This is a genomic window from Fimbriimonas ginsengisoli Gsoil 348 (assembly GCF_000724625.1).
In the GTDB taxonomy this organism is placed as follows: Bacteria; Armatimonadota; Fimbriimonadia; order Fimbriimonadales; family Fimbriimonadaceae; genus Fimbriimonas; species Fimbriimonas ginsengisoli.
On the sequence record NZ_CP007139.1, the window covers coordinates 2,402,855 to 2,419,563 of the forward strand.

Sequence of the window (16,709 nt, forward strand, 5' to 3'; positions counted from 1 at the left end):
CGCCGATCCGATCATAAGGAAAACTAGAGAGGTGCTCGCCGCTTTCGCCCTTCTGACTGTCATGACCGATCCGACGCCGCTTACGCGGGCGCATGCGCATAACGATTACGAGCATGCCCGGCCGCTCGAGGATGCGCTCGAGCAGGGGTTCTCCTCGGTGGAGGCGGATATCTACCTCGTCGAGGGCGAACTGCGAGTGGGACACGACCGGAAAGATCTCGTGGCAGGACGAACATTGGAGAAGCTCTACCTTGACCCGCTCTTGGAGCGAGTAAAGGCTCGGAAAGGTCACGTCTACCAAAAGGCCGAACGGTTCACGTTGCTGGTGGACATCAAGGCAGACGGCGAGGCGATTTATGCCGAGCTTCGCACGCGGTTGCCCAAATATCGCGCGATGCTATCCGAATACGCCAACGGGCGAAGACGATCCGGCGCCGTCGATATCGTTCTCTCGGGCGACCGTCCGGTAAAGAAGCTGGTGGCCGACAAGCGCCGGTGCATGTGGCTGGACGGAAGGCTCGACGATGATTACGCCGGGGAACGACCGTCGGCCATTGCCCCGCTCGTCAGCTCCAGCTTTTCGCCCCTCTTCTCATGGCGTGGGGTCGGCCCGATGTCGGATACGGATCGGACCAAGTTGACGGACATCGTGAGCAAAGCCCACCGGCAGGGCCAGCAAGTCCGGTTCTGGGGCGCGCCCGACAAGCTCGCGGCATGGCAACTCCTGTACAACGCGGGCGTCGATCTCATCAACACGGATGACCTAAAGGGCCTGGCATCCTATCTCCGATCCCGGTCGTAACGCGCTAAATGATTGTCGGCTTACCCGTCCTGTTTTTGGGACTTCTGTTCGATGCCTTTAACATCGTCTGGTCCTTACAGGCGTTGCGCGGCGACGGCCTCCGCCCCTCCGCCGTTCGGGGTCTTCCCCTGTATTTCTATGCCTTTGCGGCGGTGATCATCTTTGAAAGCATTCTCACTGCTGCCATCGCCTTCTTTGGTCTCACGGTCTGGCACTGGTTCTGCGCCTACCGCATCCGACAAAGCGCCAAGGTGTAATGTGGCACTGGCTTCCAGCCAGTGGGTCCCATGTCCTTCCAGGACATGGCGAACGTACGTTCGCCGGGGGCGGGTTTGGAGACCGACGGTCCGGGAGTGACCTTTTGAGTCTAAATATTGGGCAGGCGCTCCGCGCTGGGGAAAAGCGCGAAGAGCTTCGCGCACTCCCAAAAGGTCAGAGACTCGAAATGTCTCGTTCCGAGAGGAACGAATATGGGCCGCTGTGGACGCCTTCTTCGGTGATGATCGCGTCGATCAGGGTGCCCGGCGTGACGTCGAAGCCGGGGTTGAAGACATGGCAGGCTTCCGGCGCGATCTGAATTCCCTCGATGTGGGTGATCTCCTCCGCTCCGCGTTCTTCGATCGGGATCGCGTCGCCATTCGGCAGCTTAGTGTCGAGAGTCGACGTCGGCGCGGCGATGAAGAACGGGATTCCGTGGTGGCGGGCAAGGACGGCGAGGGAATAGGTGCCGATCTTGTTGGCGGTGTCGCCGTTGGCGGCGATCCGATCGGCGCCCGCGATGACACAGTCGACCCTCCCATCCCGCATCAGGGAAGCGGCGGCGCTGTCGGCGATGCTGTGGAACGGAATCCCCTCTTTCGTCAGTTCGTAGGCGGTAAGACGTAGCCCTTGCTGGCGGGGGCGTGTCTCGCAGGACCAGACGTGGATCTCCTTGCCGGCGTCGTGCGCCGATCGGATGACACCGAGTGCGGTCCCGTGGCCGGCGGTGGCGAGAGCGCCGGTATTGCAGATAGTGAGGACGTTCCAGCCGGGGTGAATCAGCTCTTGGCCATGGCGTCCGATCGCGAGGTTCATCTCGTAATCCTCGTCCTCGACCTTCTTTGCCTCGGCTAGGACCGCTTCCGCGTTAAGCGAAGGGAGCGCCATAATTCGGTCGATCGCCCAGAAGAGGTTGACCGCGGTGGGGCGGGATGCGGCGAGCTCCTTGGCCGCCTCGTCCATATCCGCGCCGTTCGCCGCCGCCAACGCAAGCCCATAAGCGGCGGCGACGCCGATCGCGGGCGCCCCTCGTACGACCATGTCGCGAATCGACTCCGCCACCTGGTGGTGGTCGGCGAGGGGAATCCACTCTTCCCGGGTGGGCAGCCCGCGCTGGTCCAGCATCGAAAGCCGCCCGTCTTCCCAGCGCATCGAGGTCAATCTCATGCGAACAGATTACTGATTAGGATCGCCGATTACCGAAGGCGCCGCTTTGCAGAAGGATCTCTCTCAGCAAACGCCGCCCGCGGTGAATGCGCGATCGAACGGTGCCGATCGTCGTTCGCTGGATTTCAGCGATCTCCGAGTACGACATGCCGTCCAGGTCGCACATGGTGATCGCGTCGCGGTAGACGTCGGGAAGCTCGCGCAGCGCCTTGTGGAGCTGCGTACGCAGCTCGTCTTGAAGCACTTCTTGGTCGGGGGACGGGCCCTCGTCCGGGATCGGGAGCTCCTGAACTTCACCGTCGCTCGGCGAGATCATCGAGTTCAAAGACTCGGCCTTTCGGATCGGGTTGTCCCGCCGCCGAGAGTCCAAGTAGGCTCGTTGCATGATCCGCAGCAGCCAGTTCAAAAACGGCCGGCCCGGGAGATAGCTGTCGAACCCCTTCCATGCCTTTACGTACGTGTCCTGCATGAGGTCCTCGGCGTCGGCCGGGTTTCTGGTGAGTTGGAGCGCCATGGTGTAAGCGCGCCGGCGAGTCTGCCCCATCATGTCCTGAAATCGCTGGAGATCGGTATCGGTTCGCGGCAGGGTTAATATTGGGGAGGCTTCGATTACACACATGCTGGTTCTCCTTGCTCGGAATGGAACTGGCTCGTGCCAGTTCCCACTTTAGAGGACATCGCTGCTTCGAAATTATATCACTGAATATTGATATGTTGCTCGGTTCGAAGTTTGCCGACCCTTTTCTAGGGTCCTTTCGTGGGTCGATGTTCCCAGCCGGACGATTCCTGGGGTTAACGAGTTGTATAGTTCGCACACCTAAGACTCGCCTACACATGGTGCGGCTACCTTCGAAAGAGCATGAAGTTCGTTGTGATCACTAAGGACCCAGATTTGGAAGCCTCTGCGCGCGAGGGGTTCCATCCTTCGGACGAGTGTTTATGCTTTTTCGATTGGAAGCCCGCGCTGGAGGCCGCCGATGGCGCGGACCTGATGTTCGTGGATCTAATGGCCACGCTAATCGAGCCGAACAAGATCGGGGGCTACGAACAGTTTGCGCTCGCGAAGATGGCACACCCCACGGCGTGCGCGACGCCGTTAGTGCTCATCGCTCCGGAAGAAGATTACGAGCTCGACTTCATGGTTGGCTGGCCGGATTTCGTTTTCGGACACGTCCGGCGGCCAGTCACATACAAGATCTTCCGCCGCGCCTCGACCTGGGTATGACCGTGGCGTCGGCGTCCCGCCAATGATCTACGCCTTTGGATGGGCCGAGTCGACCGCTTTTCGCAATCGCTCCACGCTGACGTGAGTGTAGATCTGAGTGGTCGCCAGGCTCTCGTGGCCAAGTAACTGCTGAACCGATTTCAAATCGGCTCCGTTATCCAGCAGATGGGTGGCGAAAGAGTGGCGCAACGTGTGCGGCGTGGTTTCCGGTGGCAATCCCACCCGAACCGCCCATCTCTTGACGATATTCTGCACCGAGCGGGTGGTCAGCCGCCCCCCTTTAGGGTTCGTGAAGATCGCCGATCCGCTGAGCGGGCTTACCCGTTCGGTCGCCATATACTCCTCGAGCGCAAACGCGGCGGTCTTACCGAACAGGGCGATCCTCTCCTTGTTTCCCTTTCCCCGCACTTTGAGCGTTCGTTCCTTCAGATCGACATCCGCAAGGTCGAGACCGACCGCTTCCGATACCCGCAGACCCGCCGCGTACATCAATTCCAGGATCGCCCGGTCCCGCGCCGGGGTGCGGGCGTTGTCCGCCTCCTGGTCCAGCAGCTCCGCCGCCTGTTGCTGGCTCAGCGCCTTTGGGAGCCGCTTCCGGCGAATCGGGGCTTCCAATGCCTCCGTAGGGTCATGGTCAAGCTCCTGGATGGCCTTTAGGAAGCGCACGAAGGCTCGCAGGGTAGAGAGTTTCCGAGCGCGCGTCACCGGCGTCGGGGCGTGCTTCCGGAGGTAGAGCCGCAGCCGATCGGGGGCGAGGTCGAATACCCCATTGAGGTACGACGAAAGCTGAGCCAGGTCGGACCCGTAGGCACGGACGGTGTTTGCGGAGCGCCGCGCCGCCAGGTGATCGAGGAATCGTTGGATCAGGGGATCGAGGTCGGCCATTGATTAGACCCGGCTCAGCCATGTGGACGCAAGAATATGGGTGGGACGCCCAAGATCCGGGGGCCGGACGGGACGTCCGCGCTCCGAGGGGAGTAGTGGGCCGAGGCCAACTACTCACCTCGGAAGATCAGCGACACGTTGTGGCCGCCGAAGCCGAACGAGTTCGAAAGCGCCACGTTCGTCTTCACGTCCCGGGCTTGGTTCGGAATGTAGTCGAGGTCGCACTCCGGATCGGGGATCTCGTAGTTGATCGTCGGCGGCAGTTTGCCGTCGCGCATCGCCAATAAGCAGATGACGGCTTCGATCGCGCCGGCGGCGCCGAGCGAATGGCCGATCATCGATTTGGTCGACGAAATCGGAACCTTCGTTTCCTCACCGAAAACCTGCTTGATCGCGTGCGTCTCCAGCTTGTCGTTGTAATAGGTGGAAGTCCCGTGGGCGTTGATGTAGCCAACCTCGTCGGCGGACATGCCGGCGTTGCGTAGCGCCTTCTTCATCGCCCGAATTGCTCCGCTTCCTTCCGGATGGGGCTGGGTGATGTGGAAGGCGTCGCCGCTCATGCCGTAGCCAAGGATCTCTCCGTAAATTTTCGCGCCGCGAGCGATCGCGTGGTCGCGATCCTCCAGCACCAGCACCGCCGATCCCTCTCCGATGACGAACCCGTCCCGTTCTTTATCGAAGGGACGCGAGGCGTGCTCGGGATCGTCGTTGCGCGTCGTCATCGCGCGGGCCGCGCAAAAAGCGGCGAGGCCGATCTCGCTGATCGGCGCTTCCGATCCGCCGGCCAGCATCGCCACCGCGTCGCCGCGTTTGATGATGTGGTAGGCGTCGCCGATAGCGTTGGAGCCGGTCGCACATGCGGTAACCGTGCAGGAGTTCGGCCCGCGCAGTCCATTGAGGATCGACACGTAGCCGCTCGCCATATCAGGAATCATGTACGGAACCCAGAAGGGGGAAACGCGGCTTGGGCCTTGCTCCACCTGCTTACGATGCTGCTCTCCCATGAAGGTGAGGCCGCCGATGCCGGAGCCGATGAGAACACCGAATTCGTCGCGCAACTCCTCGGTGAGCTCGATGCCCGAGTCTTGGAGTGCCATCGTGGAGCTGGCGACCGCGAACGAAATAAATCGGTCGATGCGACGGGCTTCCTTCTTATCCAACCAATCTTCGGCGTTGAAGTCCTTGACTTCAGCCGCGATGTGGGTGGCGTAGTCGGTGGGGTCGAGTAGGGTGATGCGGGCGACCCCGTTCGTGCCCGCTAGAATCGCGGGCCAGAACTTCTCGATCCCCGTACCGACCGGCGTAACCGCGCCAATGCCCGTTACGACGACGCGACCGCTAGTCGCGGGTCGATCGCCGACTTCGGCTTCGCTCATCCGTTCGATTTGGAGGTGATGTAGGTGACTGCGTCGCCTACCGTCTTGATGTTGCCGACCTCCTCGTCGGGAATGTCGATGCCGAATTCGTCTTCAAGAGCCATGACTAGCTCGACGACGTCCAGGCTGTCGGCGCCGAGGTCCTCGGTAAAGGAGGCGCTTTCGACGACCTCTTCTTCCTTAACTCCCAGCTCTTCGACGGTGACCTTTTTAACTCGATTCAGAATGTCCTGCGACATATCTTTCGCAAGATACCCAGCTTTCCCTCCCTCCCGCCCGCCAACGTGGCACGCGGCTTCCAGCCCGTGGGTATCACGACCATCCTGGTCGTGCGAAACGTAGCATCGGCACCCTGCCTATGAACCCCTCACGACCGCACCGGTCGTGGAATGAGGGCCAGGGGCAGGATGCCCCTGGGACCCACTGGCAAGATGCCAGTGCCACTGGTGGTCGCCAACCGCTAGCCCGCCAAGGGCCTCACGAGCGCCTTGGGACCTTCGCCGTACGGCGCCGCGTCAACGAGGCGGGCGTTAATGATCTTTGGCGGGTTCGTGGGCCGGTCTTCCTTGCCTACCGGCACTGCTCCTATCTTCAGGATCGTCTGACCGCCGGAGATCGCCTGCCCGAAGGCGGCGTACTTGCCGTCGAGGTGCTTGGTTCCGGCGCGGCTGAGGCACACGAAGATCTGGCATCCGTTGGTATTCGGATCGGTGGATCGGGCAATCGAGATGACGCCAAAGTCGTGAGGGAGCGTTGAGTTCTCGAGTGGGTAGGCAAAACCCGGGCCGCCGCTTCCGGTTCCGGTCGGGTCGCCGCCTTGGATCACGAACGGCGTTCCGTCGGCTCGCTTGGCGACGACCCGGTGGAAGATCGTCCCGGTATAAAGGCCGCCCTTAACGAGCTGCATGATGTTCCACGCCGTATTGGGGGCGGCGTCGGGCCGCATGCGGAACCGCATGGACCCTAGGGACGTGTCGAATTCGATGTCCTGATCGACATAGGCTCGGATGCCGTTATACATAGGGCCGTCGTCATCCGGGACGAATTCCAAGGTCTTGCCGTCCGCCTTCAAGCGCGAGATCGGGGGATTGAGCATCGGCTGAAGCACCAAAGCCGGTCCGATCTTTCGGCCGCCGACGACCAGTTGGGCGTAGAGCAGTTTCGGGCGTTTTGCGGTCCAGAGCTCCGGAAAGAGCTTGGCGAGGTCCATCCGGCCAGCGCTTACCTTTGCTTTGTTCGAGGTTGCGGCGGTCACCGCTTCCAGCAGCCGAATCTCCGCCTCGCCCCGTTCGCCGCGTGGAATGCGTACATCTACGGTTAAGGGGCGATTAATTCCGTTGTACGGATGATCCGCTGAGACCTGGCCTAGGGAAAGAGACGGAATAGCCAGCAAAAACCAAGCAAGGCACTTCATTGCAACTGATGCTATCATGCTGGGACCGTCGCTCTCTAGAGCAGCGAACGCAACGACGCGACAAGTTAGAGGAAAAATGGACCCGATCGCTCTCCTGGAAGAGCTAACGTCGATTCCCGGCCCTCCTGGTCAGGAAGAGGCAGTTGCTGAGGCGCTTTGGCGTCATGTCGAGTACATGGGCTTGCAGCCGGAAGTCGACGCCAAGGGCAACCTGCTCGTGTGGATCGGCTCCGGTGCGCCTAACGTCGTCGTGACCGCCCACATGGACGAAATCGCAATGATCGTCCGCGAAGTGCGTCCGGACGGCAGCCTTGCCGTAACAAGACTGGGCGGAATGCATCCATGGAAGCTTGGTGAGGGTCCGGTGGATATTCTCGCGAGGGGCGATTCGCTTCCGGGCGTCCTCGGGTTTGGCGGCATTCACACCGAAGACCCATCGTCCAACGTCGTCAAGGCGCGGGACAAGGGGCTCGAGTGGGACGCGGCTTCCGTTTTTACCGGACGAAGCGCAGAGGAACTCGCCGAGCGAGGCGTCCGGCCAGGAACTCGGGTGGTGGTGTCGAGGTCGAGGCGCAAACTGACCTATCTCGGCGACCACGTCGCGGGGTACTTCATGGACGACCGAGCGGACCTGGTCTCCTGGTTACTTGCGCTCGAGCATCTGAAGGATCTAGAGATCAACGTTCTCTTCGCCGCGACCGCAAGCGAAGAGGTGGGCGGGGAAGGGGCGCTTTTCCTGCTCCATCGCGTCTGGCCGGCGGTCGTGATCGCGTTAGAACTCGGGGCGCTCGTTCCCGACGCCCAAGCCGACCTATCTCCGACGCCGACGGTTTGGGCGCTGGACGGATATGGAGCCACGACGGCGGCCGACCTCGACCTGCTCGCCGACATCGGCCGCGAGCTGAACATGGACTTGCAGTTCCAAGCGTTCTCCCGGGGCGGCAGCGATGCCTCCCTCGCCGCCTCCCGCGGCCTCTGCGCCCGCCCAATCACCCTGGGCATCCCGATGGCCAACAGCCACGGCTACGAGATCATCCACCGCGACTCCATGTCCGAACTCGCGCGTCTGACCTCGCGCCTTATTCGAGTCTTGGTGTGACGGTTGCGAACCGTTGTCCGGAGCCCCCTCCTCGTCGCATGAACAAGCTATCTGTTTACCGCCCTTGCTCCAGTTGCGATGAGGAGGGGGTTGGGGGTGGAGAGCTCCGATTCTCACTGCCCTCCAAAGACCCGTCTTGCGGAGATCCCCGACCCTTCCGGGTAGGGAACAACCTCCTTTACCAGGGGTCTTCGACACCCTGGCTAAGTTTTGTGACCCTTCGGGTCGGGATGGTCGGGAGGGTCACAGAACTTGCGCGGTTGCTATGGGTTTTCAACCCTCGGTCGCCCGTTGAAACCTGCTTCCTCTGGGGTTAGAACGGCGGGGTAGAGGCGTAAGTCCGCTAGCATGCCGTTGAATGGCTGGTTGTGCGGTCCGAGGTTGTTCTGGACGTTGCCGATGCCCACGCCGGGCGCCTGCTTCGGGTCTAAGTTGGCGAACGGCCGTCTCGAGGTGTGGGCGTAGGCAACCCGCTCGTCGCCGAACCACATCGCCAACTCGCCGGTTTTCACGTCGAACGTCGCCGTGATATGGGTCCAGCGGTTGAGCGGGAGCTCCGCCTTCACCTTCATCTGCTGATCACGCTCGTTGCCGACCGCGAAGTTGATGGTCCCGTCTCCCTCGACCACCATCCAATACGTGTCGTATCCGCAGCGATCGTCGCCGCGAAACAGAATCTGCGCGCCGGGACCGTCGTTGACATAGCTGCGTGGGTAGATCCAAGTTGAAACCGTCATCGACCCAGTGAGCTTTAGCGCCGGAAGGTCGTCGAACAATACGCCGCCGTGCTGGCCGGAAAAGTTATAGGTCACTCCGTCTTGACCGCGGAACCGGTTCGCTCCGGGCGTGATTCGAGGGGTGACGGGCCGACCGGCCACCGTGATGTTCCCCTTCAGATCCAGCCAAAGCGCGGGCACGATCTCCTGTCGCGCCGCAAGCATAAACGCCATCAATCCACCGATAACCATCTTCTCACCTCAACTGCTCCCTTCTCGGACGCTTGCGTGTGGGTGGCGTTTCGTGGAGACATTGTTCAAACGATTTTTATGACCGCACTCGTGCCACGATATAAAACATGGCAACTGAGGGAAGAGCCGCAATCCTGGAAGCACCGGGCGAGCCGGCCGTTATCCGTGACATCGTCGTCGACGCACCCGGGCCGAACGAAGTTTTGGTCAAGATCGTAGCCAGCGGCGTATGCCACACCGATCTCACCGTCAAAGTGCTGAACGGGAACGGGATGGCGTTCCCGATCGTGCTCGGCCACGAGGGGGCCGGATACGTGGAGCAGGTCGGCGAAGGCGTGACCCACCTCAAACCGGGCGACCCGGTCGTCATCGCCTACCGCGTCCCCTGCGAGAACTGTCCTGCGTGCCGCCGAGGCGACCCGCGGCATTGCTACATGGCGCTTCGGCCGGGCCAGCGCATCCATCGCAAGAGCGACGGAGCAACGTGTTCGCAGGTCCTGCGTTGTGGGACCTTCGCGACCCACACGGTGGTTCACGCGAAAGCGGCGATCAAGATGCCGGAAGAGATGCCGCTCGATAAGGCGTGCCTTATCGCCTGCGGCGTCGTTACCGGGGTGGGCGCCACGATGAACACCACGCCAGTTGCGGCGGGAAGCCGTGTAGCGGTCATCGGCTGTGGCGGAGTAGGGCTTAGCGTCATCCAGGGGGCCAAGCTTCGGCACGCCCGCCAGATCATCGCCGTCGACGTGAACCCGACGAAGCTGGAGTGGGCTCGAGACTTTGGCGCGACTCACACCGTGAACGCAAAGGAAGTCGACCCCGTGCAAGAGGTCCGTCGGCTCACCGAGGACGGTTGGGATGGCGGCGTCGAGTACGCGTTTGAGGCGACCGGCATCCCCAAGTGCACCGAGCAGGCGGTGAAGATGCTCGCTTACGGCGGCACGGCGACGACGATCGGCTTCCCGGCGGCGACGGACAGCGTAAATCTGAACCTCGGTGATATGGCCACCGGTGTCTACTGGAACAAGGCCGCCCTCCATGTCTGCCACTGCGGCGATGCGCTCCCGTCGCTCGACTTCCCGCTCCTGGCTCAGCTTTACCTTCAGGGCAAGCTCGATCTGGATAGCATGGTCACCCGCAAGATCCGCCTGGAGGACGTCGAGGACGCCTTCCACCAGATGGAAACCGGCGACGTCATCCGCTCCGTCATCGAGTTCTAGCCGTGGCGCCGGCTTCCAGCCGGTAGCCCTTTACCGACACTGGGCACTGGCTGGAAGCCGGTGCCAGAAAGCCGGCACTGCGGTGGTGTATTAGCCACTGTTTTAGAATTTTTAGAGAATAATCCGTGAATACGAATTCTTGTGCTAATCTATCCGTCTGAATTCGTATACGAATTCGTATTCACGGACCGCCAATGAGGGTGACCCAGCTCGATATCGCAAAGCAGGCGAATGTATCCCAGGCCACGGTTTCGCGCGTGTTGTCGGGCGACGACCGGGTGGAGGCTTCGTTGCGGGACCGGATCCTGGCAGTGATCCGGGAGCATAACTACCAGCCGGACGTAAGAGCCCGCTCCCTTCGCCTCCAGCGCACTGGCCTCATCGGGCTCGTGCTCAAGCGCCCTCACGGCGGCCTCGCCGACGATCCGTTCTTCGCCGCCCTCATCGCCGGCATCATGGACTTCCTCTGCGGCCAGCCGTACCACCTCTGCGTGGACGTCGTAACCGACGACGCCTCCCAAGAGGGGATCTACGACGAGATGCTCCGCACGCGCAGGGTTGACGGCCTGATCCTCGTTGAGTCGGAAGGACGGGACGAGCGGATCGCGCTCTTGCAGCGGGATAAGTTCCCGTTCGTTTTAATCGGCAACCCCCAGAACGAGGCGATCGCCTCCGTGGATAACGACAACGTTAAAGCGGGAGAGATGGCGACCCGTCACCTCTTAGACGGCGGTTACAAGCGGATCGGGATGCTGGCGGGTCCTCAGTCGCTGACGGTAAGCGAAGACCGGATCGCGGGGTACTGCCGGGCGATGAAGAGCGCGGAGCTCACCGTCAAGGTTTGGCACTCTTCGTTCGGGTTCGAAGCGGCCAGAGACGAGGCGATCGGGATCTTGACTCAGGAGCATCGGCCGGAGGCGCTGGTGGTGCTGGACGACTTCATGGCGTTCGGGGTGGTGCTGGCGGCTCGCTCTTTGGGCATCCGTATTCCGGACGATATCGCGCTCGTCGGTTTCAACGACAGCTCGCTCTGCAATTTGATTCCGGGCGGTCTTACCTCGGTGAGCCTCGGTATCGAGGGGATCGTGGAGCGGGCTGTTCACAAGCTTTTGGCGATCGTCGAGACGGGGGAGTGCCCCGATCCGATCCGCGACATCGTTCCTTGCGAGCTTTGCATCCGAGGCTCCTCAAGACCCGCTGAGGTGAGAGCGTGAACTCGTTTCTTGCCGTGTTGGCATGCGTTTTCTCCGGCGTGGCCCAAGAGGTTCGGCACACGTTCACGTTCGTGCCGCCGAAACCGGTTCATCAAGTGACCATTGCCGGCACGTTCAATGGCTGGGACAAGAACGCGACGCCCCTAAGACTGTCCGGCGGCGCCTGGAGCATTTCCCTTCCGCTTCGGCCCGGCAAGTACCGCTACAAGTTCGTCGTCGACGATCAATGGATCACCGATCCGAAGGCCCAGGCGAACGAGGGAGACGGCAACGGAAACGTGAACTCAGTCCTCGTCATCGTGCCGGGCGACTATGATCGGCCCGCTTCCCCGAACGACGGCGTCGTCGCCGCCAGCGCCCTTGAGCACGCGACGGAGATTCCGTACTTCAACTTCGACCGCGGCCACCTGACCCTCAGCCTTCGCACCCGGCCAAACGACGTCGCCGACGTAAAGGTTGTCGTGAAAGGGGTCGGCTCGTTCCCGATGCAGGGGACCGATATCGACGACTTGTATCGGCGCTACACGGTCAGCATCCCGTGGGACCGAAAGCGAGACTTGAGCTACCACTTCGAGCTCCGTGACGGGCGCAAGACCTTCCCGTTTGGGAAGAACGGCCTGAACGACTCTGCGGACTACCGGGTCGAGGCGAAGAAGTTCAAGCCGTTCGAGGTCCCGCCGTGGGTAGAAAAAGGCGTTATCTACCAGATTTTCCCGGACCGATTCGCCAACGGCGATACGAAGAACGATCCCCGGAACGTGCAGCCGTGGAACGCGACGCCGACCTACTCCAACCGTTTTGGCGGCGACATCGCGGGGATTCGCCAACACCTCGACTATCTCGAGGGTCTTGGAGTTAAGACGCTCTACCTCAATCCGATTTTTCTGGCCGGTAGCAACCACCGGTACGACACCATCGACTACCTGAAGGTCGATCCGGAGATCGGGACCAACGAAGAGTTTGGCCAGTTGACCAGAGAATTGAAGAGCCGCGGAATACGAACCGTGCTCGACGGAGTTTTTAACCACACTTCGACCAAGTTCTTCGCGTTTGACGACGTCGTTCGGAACGGCGCCGCTTCGAAGTACACCGGCTGGTACGGCTTCAAGTCGTTCCCCGTGAAGATCCAGGAGAACCCGAACTACGTCGCCTGGTTTAACTTCCCTTCGATGCCGAAGGTCAACCACTCCAACCCGGCGTTTCGGCGCTACCTGCTGGACGTCCCGGTCTACTGGGCCAAGCATGCCGACGTGGCGGGCTGGCGACTTGACGTGGCGAACGAAGTGCCGATGGATTTTTGGCGCGATTTCCGCCGTACCGTCAAGTCCATTAATCCGCAGAACTGGATACTGGGCGAAGAATGGGGCGATGCTACCCGCTGGCTGCAGGGCGACCAATGGGACTCGGTCATGGACTACCCGTTCCGCGGAGCGGTCCTGAATTTCGTAGGGAAGGACGGTTCGGGCAAGCCGAGCGATTTGATGAACGGTCTGATGGCGGCGTATTCGCGATATGCCCCCCAAGTTTCGCGTAACGCGATGAACCTGATCGGGAGCCACGATACGCCCCGGATCCTTACGATGTGCGGCGAAGACAAGGATCTGGCGAAGCTCGCCGCATCGATCCAGTTCACGTGGGCAGGGACGCCGAGTATCTATTACGGGGATGAGCTGGGAATGTCGGGAGGTAAAGATCCCGAGAATCGTCGGGGGATGGAGTGGGCCAAAGCAACCGACCGAAATGAGTTCCTGACTCACTACCGCCGACTTATCGCCATTCGCAACGCAAATCCGGCTTTGCAGTCGGGCGACCCGGTTCCGCTTGGGTCTAATGACGCTAACGGAACCGCCACCTACGCCCGCGTGTTGGACGCCGACAAGGGGCAGATCGCCGTCATTGCGCTAAACCGCTCCGATCGTCCGCAACAGATCGTTTTCTCTCTAGACCGGCTTATTCATCGTCGGCTGAAACTCGTCGACGCACTTGGCGGTGAGGCGGCTACGCTCTCCCCCCAAGGCCAGATCCGTCTTTCGCTCGCGCCCAAAAGCGCGGCCATCCTTGTCCCTCCATCAGGACTTATTCGACACTCTCGCCTTGGCCGCGGCAGCCGCCGCCCCGCCTCGGTCTAACTGCAATCCATTCTTTTCTCTCGAGGTATTTCATGAACCGTCAACGAAGATCGGGCTTTACGCTCATCGAGCTTCTCGTCGTCATCGCGATCATCGCGATCCTTGCCGCCATCCTCTTCCCGGTCTTCGCCCAGGCGAAGCTTGCGGCCAAGAAGACTTCCGACCTGTCCAACATCAAGCAGAACATGACTGCGGTGTTCATTTACGCGAACGACGCCGACGACTCGCTCGCGCCGTCGATCGAGTACGAACCGTACATCTTCGCCGCGCGAATTCTGCCCTACACCAAGAACAAGGACATCTTCAAGAATCCGGCGAGCTCGGCCAAGGAAGGAACGATCCAGAGGAAGCAGGCCGCGAATGGCGGTCCGTACATGCTGGATCCGAACGATGGCTGCGTCGGCCTCGGCGTCTCCACCGTCGGCATCTCGAAGTACTACAACGACATCTACCCGCCTCTCGACTATGAGATCAACAAGTATCTCTTTGGTTACGACGGCAAGACCTGTAAGGGACAGTACAACTACTACGAGCCGGCTCCGAACATGACGAGCGGCAGCCCCGGCGGCGAAGGCGTGACCGGTATCGGACCGGGTTCGCTCTCGTTCGTCAGCGTCGCGAAGGTCGTTCTTTGGACCGACTTCCCGATCTCGGGTCTTCAGTATCCGGGCAACAACGTCGTTCCGTTCTGGGGCCAGAAATTCAGCTACTTCGCGGGTCAGGCCAACGCCGCCCACATGGACGGCCATGCCAAGTCCTACCCGATCACCAAGCTTCTGCCTGGTATCAACGGCGACAACAACAGCTACAACTCCTGCAGCAGCGTCGAAGGCATCACGCCTCCGGACAACGCGTGGGCCGGCACCGGTGGCGCTTGCAACGGCAAGAGCTACAACTGGTGGGGAACCAACTACGCCAGCTCGGACAACCAGTAAGACCTCGGGATACCGGGCTCGGCTTTTCGCCGAGCCCGCCCCTATAAGAACTATGAAAAGCAAATTCTGGATCGCCGGCGTTCTCGCTTTGACTTGTTTCGGCTGCAACATCGGCAACGCGCCGGAGCCGATGAGCGAAACGGACCTTAAGAGCGCCCTCGAAAAGCTGCCTGCAAAGGAACAGATCGACTACATCAATGCCAGTCCGATGCCGGCTAAGATGAAGGCCCAGCGGATTAAGGAAATCGAGGACAAGACCGGCTACAAGGCGCCCAAAACCGGGGCTCCTCAGACGCCTCACTAAATTTCCGTCCCGACGCCCTGCCTGAGCCGACCATGCTGCTGCCGCTGCTTGCTTCCTTTTGCCTTGCTCAGATTGGCTCTCCGAAGATCGAGGACGCCGTCGTCTACGAGGCAAATCTACGAGCATGTGGCGGCTTCGCCGGGGTCTCGAAGCGGCTTGACGCGCTTCATGAACTGGGCGTAAACGTTCTTTGGCTGATGCCGATTCAGCCCGTTGGCAAGATCCGTTCCGCAGGCGGGTTGGGGTCTCCTTACGCGATCGCCGATTTCGACAAGGTGAATCCCGAGTTCGGAACTCCGGAGGAGTTCCGACGGCTGATTGAGGGAGCTCACCGCCGAAACATAGCGGTGGTCCTCGATTGGGTCGCCAACCACACCGCGTGGGACAACCCTTGGCTCAAGAACCACCCGGATTGGTACACGCACGATGCCAAGGGCGAGATTACGATTCCGGCCGGAACGAACTGGCAGGACGTCGCCGATCTCAACTACGATAACCGCGACCTCCGCAAGGCGATGACCGCTTCCATGAAAGGTTGGATCGACCGGTATGGGGTCGACGGCTTCCGTTGCGATGCCGCGGACTTCGTGCCCTTCGACTTCTGGAAAGAGGCGGTTTCGACGTTGCGGAAGAGCCAGCGGCGTCCGCTGTTCATGCTCGCCGAGGGATTCCGGGCCGACCATTACGCGGCCGGATTCGACCTCACTTTCGGCTGGAATTTCTATCACAAGCTTCGAGATATTTACAAGGGCGCCAAGGCGAGCGATCTCGTTTCCGCGGTTCAGGCCGAGAGCCGAGATATTCCCCCGGGCGCCCGGCGCCTCCGCTTCCTGACCAACCACGACGAGTCGGCTTGGCAGGGCACGATCCTCGATTTCTTCAAGACCGACGAAGGGGTGAAGACCGCTTTCACCGTCACCGCGCTTTACGGCGGTACTCCCCTGATCTATACCGGCCAGGAAGTGTCGTGGCCGAAACGTATCCCTATCTTCGAGAACTCCACGATCGACTGGAATCGCGACCCGCAAGCCGTCAAAGCGATAGCGGCTCTTTTCGACCTTCGGCGACGGCATGCGGCGCTACGGACCGGGACGATCTCGGATGTTTCGACGGACGACGCGATCGTTTTCGTCCGGAAACAGGGCGCGGATGAGGCGCTGGTGGTGGCAAACGTCCGTAGCCGCCCGATCAACCTACGTCTCGGAAAGGCGGGTCAAGGGGCATGGCGCGACGGTTGGACAGGCAAGCCGGCAACCCTCGAGCCCAATATCTCGCTGCCGGCATACGGCTGCAAAGTTTTCTTCCGGTAATCCTCACAAACAGCATGAAACGAATCCTTCTCCTCATTACCGCTCTTATCGTTGCCGGCGCGCTCGCCGGTTGTAAGGGTGGCTCCGCGCCCGATACGATGAGCGCGGACCAGACGACCTCGGCCCTCGATAAGATGAAGCCGGAGGATCAGATCAAGTACTACGCCAACAGCCCGATGCCGGAAGCTCAAAAAGAAAAGAAGTACGCCGAGATCGAAGCTAAAACGGGCGTCAAGGCAAGCACCGTCCTAGGCGGCATGAAAGGCCCCGGCGGCCCACCCAGCCGCTAAACGAAGCACGCCTCCGGAGCCCCCTCTCCCTCCTTCGGATGTATGGTGCCGAACGAGGGAGAGAGGGTTGGGGGTGAGGGAGTCCGGAAGGACCGCCGCTCTCCAGAGCGGCC

General features: G+C 61.1%; 18 protein-coding genes. 11 read left to right on the forward strand and 7 right to left on the reverse strand.

Annotated features, from left to right (window positions below; all coding sequences use genetic code 11):
- Positions 1-10: 10 nt before the first annotated feature.
- Positions 11-802, forward strand: a complete 792-nt coding sequence (locus OP10G_RS11005) for a phosphatidylinositol-specific phospholipase C/glycerophosphodiester phosphodiesterase family protein (protein ID WP_420810109.1) — start codon at positions 11-13, stop codon at positions 800-802.
- An 8-nt stretch (positions 803-810) separates the two neighbouring features.
- Positions 811-1,059 carry a hypothetical protein gene (locus OP10G_RS11010; protein WP_025225837.1) on the forward strand — a complete coding sequence of 83 codons (249 nt, stop codon included), beginning with the start codon at positions 811-813 and terminating at the stop codon, positions 1,057-1,059.
- Between the two features lie 175 nt (positions 1,060-1,234).
- On the opposite strand, the gene mtnA is transcribed toward OP10G_RS11010, so the two are convergent.
- Positions 1,235-2,227: an S-methyl-5-thioribose-1-phosphate isomerase gene (gene mtnA, locus OP10G_RS11015; RefSeq protein WP_025225836.1), complete on the reverse strand. Its 993-nt coding sequence runs from the start codon at positions 2,225-2,227 to the stop codon at positions 1,235-1,237.
- 16 nt (positions 2,228-2,243) lie between these two features.
- The gene (locus OP10G_RS11020) at positions 2,244-2,846 is read right to left on the reverse strand and encodes an RNA polymerase sigma factor (RefSeq protein WP_025225835.1); all 603 of its coding nucleotides are present in this window, start codon (positions 2,844-2,846) and stop codon (positions 2,244-2,246) included.
- Positions 2,847-3,086: 240 nt separating this feature from the next.
- On the opposite strand from OP10G_RS11020, the gene OP10G_RS11025 reads away from it, so the two are divergent.
- Positions 3,087-3,452, forward strand: coding sequence for a hypothetical protein (locus tag OP10G_RS11025; protein WP_025225834.1), 366 nt, complete (start codon positions 3,087-3,089; stop codon positions 3,450-3,452).
- 27 nt (positions 3,453-3,479) lie between these two features.
- Here OP10G_RS11025 and OP10G_RS11030 read toward each other — a convergent pair whose 3' ends face one another.
- The 4 genes from OP10G_RS11030 to OP10G_RS24440 all read right to left on the reverse strand — a co-directional run bounded on the left by OP10G_RS11030 (position 3,480) and on the right by OP10G_RS24440 (position 7,127).
- Positions 3,480-4,337, reverse strand: a complete 858-nt coding sequence (locus OP10G_RS11030; RefSeq protein WP_025225833.1) for a tyrosine recombinase XerC — start codon at positions 4,335-4,337, stop codon at positions 3,480-3,482.
- 110 nt (positions 4,338-4,447) lie between these two features.
- Complete coding sequence (gene fabF, locus OP10G_RS11035; protein WP_025225832.1) at positions 4,448-5,713, reverse strand: beta-ketoacyl-ACP synthase II; 1,266 nt, start codon at positions 5,711-5,713, stop codon at positions 4,448-4,450.
- The gene (locus OP10G_RS11040) at positions 5,710-5,952 is read right to left on the reverse strand and encodes an acyl carrier protein (RefSeq protein WP_025225831.1); all 243 of its coding nucleotides are present in this window, start codon (positions 5,950-5,952) and stop codon (positions 5,710-5,712) included. Before OP10G_RS11040 ends, fabF begins: the two co-directional genes overlap by 4 nt.
- Positions 5,953-6,173: 221 nt before the next feature.
- On the reverse strand, positions 6,174-7,127 hold the full coding sequence (locus OP10G_RS24440) for a peptidylprolyl isomerase (RefSeq protein ID WP_025225830.1): 954 nt from the start codon (positions 7,125-7,127) through the stop codon (positions 6,174-6,176).
- A gap of 76 nt (positions 7,128-7,203) precedes the next feature.
- On the opposite strand from OP10G_RS24440, the gene OP10G_RS24445 reads away from it, so the two are divergent.
- Positions 7,204-8,226: a M42 family metallopeptidase gene (locus OP10G_RS24445; RefSeq protein WP_025225829.1), complete on the forward strand. Its 1,023-nt coding sequence runs from the start codon at positions 7,204-7,206 to the stop codon at positions 8,224-8,226.
- A 263-nt stretch (positions 8,227-8,489) separates the two neighbouring features.
- Here OP10G_RS24445 and OP10G_RS11055 read toward each other — a convergent pair whose 3' ends face one another.
- Complete coding sequence (locus OP10G_RS11055) at positions 8,490-9,176, reverse strand: LamG domain-containing protein (RefSeq protein ID WP_227625111.1); 687 nt, start codon at positions 9,174-9,176, stop codon at positions 8,490-8,492.
- 125 nt (positions 9,177-9,301) lie between these two features.
- Here OP10G_RS11055 and OP10G_RS11060 point away from each other — a divergent pair, with 125 nt between their 5' ends.
- From OP10G_RS11060 to OP10G_RS11090, 7 genes are all read left to right on the forward strand, one after another.
- Complete coding sequence (locus tag OP10G_RS11060) at positions 9,302-10,414, forward strand: Zn-dependent alcohol dehydrogenase (protein WP_025225827.1); 1,113 nt, start codon at positions 9,302-9,304, stop codon at positions 10,412-10,414.
- 194 nt (positions 10,415-10,608) lie between these two features.
- The gene (locus OP10G_RS11065; protein WP_025225821.1) at positions 10,609-11,628 is read left to right on the forward strand and encodes a LacI family DNA-binding transcriptional regulator; all 1,020 of its coding nucleotides are present in this window, start codon (positions 10,609-10,611) and stop codon (positions 11,626-11,628) included.
- Positions 11,625-13,757, forward strand: a complete 2,133-nt coding sequence (locus tag OP10G_RS11070) for an alpha amylase N-terminal ig-like domain-containing protein (RefSeq protein ID WP_025225826.1) — start codon at positions 11,625-11,627, stop codon at positions 13,755-13,757. The genes OP10G_RS11065 and OP10G_RS11070 overlap by 4 nt, the downstream gene beginning before the upstream one ends.
- Positions 13,758-13,789: 32 nt before the next feature.
- The gene (locus tag OP10G_RS27730) at positions 13,790-14,692 is read left to right on the forward strand and encodes a prepilin-type N-terminal cleavage/methylation domain-containing protein (protein WP_025225825.1); all 903 of its coding nucleotides are present in this window, start codon (positions 13,790-13,792) and stop codon (positions 14,690-14,692) included.
- Positions 14,693-14,744: 52 nt separating this feature from the next.
- Positions 14,745-14,996, forward strand: coding sequence for a hypothetical protein (locus OP10G_RS11080; protein ID WP_025225824.1), 252 nt, complete (start codon positions 14,745-14,747; stop codon positions 14,994-14,996).
- A gap of 32 nt (positions 14,997-15,028) precedes the next feature.
- The gene (locus OP10G_RS11085; RefSeq protein ID WP_025225823.1) at positions 15,029-16,306 is read left to right on the forward strand and encodes an alpha-amylase family glycosyl hydrolase; all 1,278 of its coding nucleotides are present in this window, start codon (positions 15,029-15,031) and stop codon (positions 16,304-16,306) included.
- 14 nt (positions 16,307-16,320) lie between these two features.
- Positions 16,321-16,596 (forward strand): hypothetical protein, encoded by a 276-nt coding sequence (locus tag OP10G_RS11090; protein ID WP_025225822.1) that lies wholly within the window; start codon positions 16,321-16,323, stop codon positions 16,594-16,596.
- The last annotated feature ends 113 nt before the right edge of the window (positions 16,597-16,709 follow it).

Bases quoted from the DNA above. Each gene is read 5' to 3' on its own strand.
- OP10G_RS11080 (WP_025225824.1), top strand. From the start codon at position 14,745: ATGAAAAGCAAATTCTGGATCGCCGGCGTTCTCGCTTTGACTTGTTTC.
- OP10G_RS11010 (WP_025225837.1), top strand. From the start codon at position 811: ATGATTGTCGGCTTACCCGTCCTGTTTTTGGGACTTCTGTTCGATGCC.
- fabF (WP_025225832.1), bottom strand. From the start codon at position 5,713: ATGAGCGAAGCCGAAGTCGGCGATCGACCCGCGACTAGCGGTCGCGTC.
- OP10G_RS24440 (WP_025225830.1), bottom strand. From the start codon at position 7,127: ATGAAGTGCCTTGCTTGGTTTTTGCTGGCTATTCCGTCTCTTTCCCTA.
- OP10G_RS11085 (WP_025225823.1), top strand. From the start codon at position 15,029: ATGCTGCTGCCGCTGCTTGCTTCCTTTTGCCTTGCTCAGATTGGCTCT.
- OP10G_RS11030 (WP_025225833.1), bottom strand. From the start codon at position 4,337: ATGGCCGACCTCGATCCCCTGATCCAACGATTCCTCGATCACCTGGCG.
- mtnA (WP_025225836.1), bottom strand. From the start codon at position 2,227: ATGAGATTGACCTCGATGCGCTGGGAAGACGGGCGGCTTTCGATGCTG.
- OP10G_RS11090 (WP_025225822.1), top strand. From the start codon at position 16,321: ATGAAACGAATCCTTCTCCTCATTACCGCTCTTATCGTTGCCGGCGCG.
- OP10G_RS11020 (WP_025225835.1), bottom strand. From the start codon at position 2,846: ATGTGTGTAATCGAAGCCTCCCCAATATTAACCCTGCCGCGAACCGAT.
- OP10G_RS27730 (WP_025225825.1), top strand. From the start codon at position 13,790: ATGAACCGTCAACGAAGATCGGGCTTTACGCTCATCGAGCTTCTCGTC.
- OP10G_RS24445 (WP_025225829.1), top strand. From the start codon at position 7,204: ATGGACCCGATCGCTCTCCTGGAAGAGCTAACGTCGATTCCCGGCCCT.
- OP10G_RS11055 (WP_227625111.1), bottom strand. From the start codon at position 9,176: ATGGCGTTTATGCTTGCGGCGCGACAGGAGATCGTGCCCGCGCTTTGG.
- OP10G_RS11025 (WP_025225834.1), top strand. From the start codon at position 3,087: ATGAAGTTCGTTGTGATCACTAAGGACCCAGATTTGGAAGCCTCTGCG.
- OP10G_RS11060 (WP_025225827.1), top strand. From the start codon at position 9,302: ATGGCAACTGAGGGAAGAGCCGCAATCCTGGAAGCACCGGGCGAGCCG.
- OP10G_RS11040 (WP_025225831.1), bottom strand. From the start codon at position 5,952: ATGTCGCAGGACATTCTGAATCGAGTTAAAAAGGTCACCGTCGAAGAG.
- OP10G_RS11065 (WP_025225821.1), top strand. From the start codon at position 10,609: ATGAGGGTGACCCAGCTCGATATCGCAAAGCAGGCGAATGTATCCCAG.